At 29.6% G+C, this 4,402-nt stretch carries 4 protein-coding genes; all 4 read left to right on the top strand.

What is annotated here, in order from left to right; all coding sequences use genetic code 11:
* The first annotated feature begins 135 nt into the window (after positions 1-135).
* Positions 136-972, top strand: a complete 837-nt coding sequence (locus NE054_RS07155) for an IS1595 family transposase (protein WP_297890160.1) — start codon at positions 136-138, stop codon at positions 970-972.
* An 81-nt stretch (positions 973-1,053) separates the two neighbouring features.
* Positions 1,054-1,776: a type I-B CRISPR-associated protein Cas5b gene (cas5b, locus tag NE054_RS07150; protein WP_297890158.1), complete on the top strand. Its 723-nt coding sequence runs from the start codon at positions 1,054-1,056 to the stop codon at positions 1,774-1,776.
* On the top strand, positions 1,769-4,030 hold the full coding sequence (gene cas3, locus NE054_RS07145; RefSeq protein ID WP_297890156.1) for a CRISPR-associated helicase Cas3': 2,262 nt from the start codon (positions 1,769-1,771) through the stop codon (positions 4,028-4,030). The genes cas5b and cas3 overlap by 8 nt, the downstream gene beginning before the upstream one ends.
* Positions 4,031-4,402 (top strand): Dna2/Cas4 domain-containing protein (locus NE054_RS07140; protein WP_297890154.1); only part of this gene is annotated, 372 nt, incomplete at its 3' end.

Raw genomic sequence — 4,402 nt, 5'->3', positions numbered from 1 at the left:
AACTTAAATTTTTATAAAATGCATAAAAATAAAGTTGCTGAAAATTTGTGCAATGTTTGTAAGATTTAATTTTTTAAGGCGATTGCTTAAAATATTCCACCTCTATATAATAAATAATAAATTTTGAGGTGGCAGATGGATTTGCTAACTTTATCAAAAGTATGCGCAAGTGAACAAGAAGCAGAAGTGTTCTTAAGAGAAAGAGGTATTCTAAAATCCTTTACAGAATGCCCATATTGTGGTAACCCCCACTTTGGTAAGGTCAGAAGGAACTCTTTTAAATGTTTCAAATGCAAAAGAGAGTGGAGCGTCAGAAAAGATAGCGTACTTGAAAACTTAAAAATTCCTTTCATTAAATTTGTCCTTGCTATTAAACTTTTTGAGCTTGAAGTATCTGTGCTGAAAGCTACTAAGGAGCTAAACCTCTCTTATAACACAACCCATAAGGTCTTTATGCTAATCAGGAAGTATATATACAAAAACACCTCAGAGGACGACATCCTTGCTGGAGAGGTAGAAATGGATGAAAGCTATTTTGGAGGTAAAAGGAAGGGTAAAAGAGGAAGAGGCTCTCAAAATAAGATACCAGTCTTTGGCATTCTTGAAAGAGGTGGTAAAGTAAAAGTAGAAATAGTTGAGGATGTAAAAGCAGAGACACTGTTAAAGGAGACTATTAAAAAGGTTAAAAGAGGGAGCTTGATATACACGGATAAATTCAAAAGCTATGATGGACTTGTTGTTTATGGGTTCAGACATGAAAGAATAGACCATAGTAAAAGGTTTGCAAACGGTAAGGTTTATATAAATGGCATAGAAGGTTTTTGGAGTTATGCAAAGGGTAAGTTGTTAAAGTATCATGGGTTATCGCCCGCTAATTTTCCATATTATCTAAAGGAACTTGAATTCAGGTATAATAATAGAGATAAGGATTTATTTGATAGAATTTTGGAGATTATTAAGGGTGGAATATAATGAGCAATTACCAAGTTTTAAATGTAAATGAATTTTTTGAAAATTTAAAACTAAAAGTAAATCAATACTACGGGGTTAAATGTGAAACTGCTTAAGATAAAAGCTTATCAACTTTTTGCTAACTATAGAAAACCTATGAGTTATAATTTCTGGGATAGCTATCCATTGCCTCCACTGTCCACCATCAGAGGGTGGTTTCACACTGTATTAGGTGCTGACAAGTATATTCCCATTGCAATGAGTATCCAAGGTAAATTTGATAGTATTGTTTATGATTTACAAACCATTATAAAATTCGATAGAAAGAGAAAGGAAGAAGAAGGTAAAAAAATAGTTCTTGAAGGGTTTAACAAGGTATTTTCTAAATCTCCAACTTATGTAGCAAACATTTTCAATGTAAACTTAACGATATACATAAAAGCCAATGAAGAGTATATGGAAAGATTCAGAGAAAACCTTTTAAAGGTTGAATTTCCTTGGTTAGGAAGAAGAGAAGATTTGATTAGAATAGATTATATTGATTTTATTGAAGTTGATTATAAAGATTTTTCAATATTTAATCCATACAAGATAAAAGAAGGAATTTACATTAGTAAAGAAACAGCTAAAGATTTAGGAATTGGTGGAATCAACTATCGAATGAACTTTAAATACGATGGTGAGCTTTTAAAAACTACTCAGTTAAGGTATTTTGAAAAGATAGATGTTGTTTATGTTGATAACGGCTTAATTAAAAAAGGTAAATTTCTATTTGATACTGAAGATAAAAGAATTATTGAATTACTTGGAGATACGGGTGTCTGATAGAAACTTTTTTGCCAAAGTTTACTTTAAAGATGGTGAACCTGTTTTGGAAACTCTTGAATCTCACACTGAAAATCTGTTAAAAGAAATCAGCACATTGAAAAAGCATTACCAATCAGAATTAGAAAGACTTAATATTGACAGTAAATTTTGGAAAGCTTTGGAATTGTCCTGTTTATTCCATGATTTGGGTAAAATATCTTCTTTTTTTCAAAAAAAGATACTAAAGTATTTAAAAGAGGATGTAAAAATTCCGGAAGGATTAGAAAAAGAAATTCCTCATAACTATTTATCCGGATGTTTTTTGTATAACGATTATATCTATGGACTATTAAATGAAAATGATGAACTATTTGAGATGGTTCTCTTTTCTGTTTTGTTCCATCACAACAGAAAGGTTGATTTTACGGAAGAATACTTTAAGGAAGTTTTTGAGAAAGATATAAAACCAAAGGTTGAGCATTTAGTTTGGATACAAGGAAAGTATAACGTTAACATCTGTTCTATAAATGAAGAAGCTCCTTCTTTCGTATATCAAAATATTAAGGATTTTATAGATAAAAATTTAAAGTTAAAGAAAAAGAAAGAGTTCATCCTACTAAAAGGATTGTTACATAGACTTGACCATTCCGCGTCCGCTTGTTTACCAGTTGAAAATGAAAAGATAAAAAATCCGGAAAGAAATCTTCTTCAATATTTACAAAAAAAGCCCAATTTTAAAGGTTTAAAACCTTTTCAAGAAAATGCTAAAAATCTCAGAGACAAAAACATTATACTTACAGCATCTACCGGTATGGGTAAAACAGAATTTGCAGTTAATTGGATTGGTGACAGCAAAGCCTTTTATACACTTCCAATTAAGGTTTCAGTAAATGCAATGTATGACAGACTTGTAGATATATTTTCTGAAGAACATGTAGGGCTACTACACGGTGATTCTATATTTTATGGAATTGAAGAAAGTGAAAAAATTGATGATATACTCTCTTTTGAAAATCACATTGTAAGAACATATGCAACAAGACATTTGTCGATGCCGATAACAGTCACAACAGCAGACCAGATATTTACATCAGTTTTTAAGTATCCAGGATATGAAAAAATTTATGGAACTTTGATGTATTCAAAAATAGTTTTAGATGAACCTCAAAGTTACTCTCCGGATACTCTTGCGGTAATAATAAAAGGTCTCCAAGAAATTGCCTATTATGGGGGAAAATTTTGTTTAATGAGTGCTACCGTCCACCCATTTATTAAAGATTATCTAAAAGACTATGCAGAAGAATTAGAACCGGTATTTAATGATGAATCAAAACATAAAATAAAGTTGGAAGAAAAGCCCATAGAAGATATGATTGACCAAATCATAGAAAATTACAATCATGGAAAAAAGGTCTTAGTTATTACAAATACTGTTAAAAAATCTCAGGAAATCTTTAAAATACTTAAAGAGCAAATTCCTAACGTTAATCTTCTTCATTCATTATTTATTCAAAAAGATAGAAAACTTAAAGAGGAAGCTATAAAAAGTTCAACTGGACCAGTAGTATGGATATCTACACAAATAGTAGAAGCATCTTTAGATATAGATTACGATATTCTTTTTACGGAAGTGGCTACTTTGGACTCTTTAATTCAGCGGATGGGAAGAGTTTACAGAAAATTAGGAAGAACAATTTCTCAAAAAGACTGTCCAAACATTATAGTTGCTACACAAAGCCAGTCAGACAACGGAAAAATTTACAACAAAGAGATTGTTACTTTAACATTAGATGCTTTGAAATGTTTTGATGGTAGAATTTTAAAGGATGAATCTAAACAACATTTGGTGGAAAATGTTTATAACTTAAATAATATAAAAAATACTAAATTTTATGAAAAATTTAAAAAGAATATGGAACTTTTAGAGTACGGATTTGAAGCTGATACAAAAGGGGAAGCTCAAAAACTTTTTAGAGAAATTTTGAATATAAATGTTATTCCGGAAAAAATTTACAATGAAAATCTTGAAGATATTGAAAAATCAATAGAAATAGCTGTAAGTAAGACTACAAGTTACAAAGAAAAGATAGAAGCACTTTACACATTAAACAACTATACTTTAAGTATACCATTCTATAAACTAAAAAATACATATCCAACAGAAATAACACCAAACAAATTAAAACATAGAATATTTACAGTAAACTTCGATTATACAGAAGAACTTGGTCTATATATAAATCAAGATAAGGAACTTATGGAGATATTGTAAATGGAAATCAACTTTGAAGAGCTTAAGGTAAATGGTATAAAAGTTAATTACTACTATGTTTGTAAACGTAAGTTATGGCTTTTTGATAGAAGGATAACGATGGAAGATAAATCTGAAAAAGTAGCATTAGGATTGCTTCTACACCAAGAAAGTTATAAAAATCTAAATTCAAAAGAAGTTATGATTGACAACCTTATATCAATAGATATTGTAGATAGTTTTAACGTTATGGAAGTAAAATATTCCGATAAAATGAAACAAGCTGATAAAATGCAAATTTTATATTACCTTTATTATTTAAAAAGGTTAGGAATAGATAAAAAAGGAATTATAAACTATCCTAAGCAGAGAAATTTTGAATATAAATGTTAT

The organism is Sulfurihydrogenibium sp., from assembly GCF_027448985.1.
Classification (GTDB): domain Bacteria; phylum Aquificota; class Aquificia; order Aquificales; family Hydrogenothermaceae; genus Sulfurihydrogenibium.
Note: the sequence above shows the minus strand (reverse complement) of the source record. Positions and strands in the feature narration are given on the sequence as shown.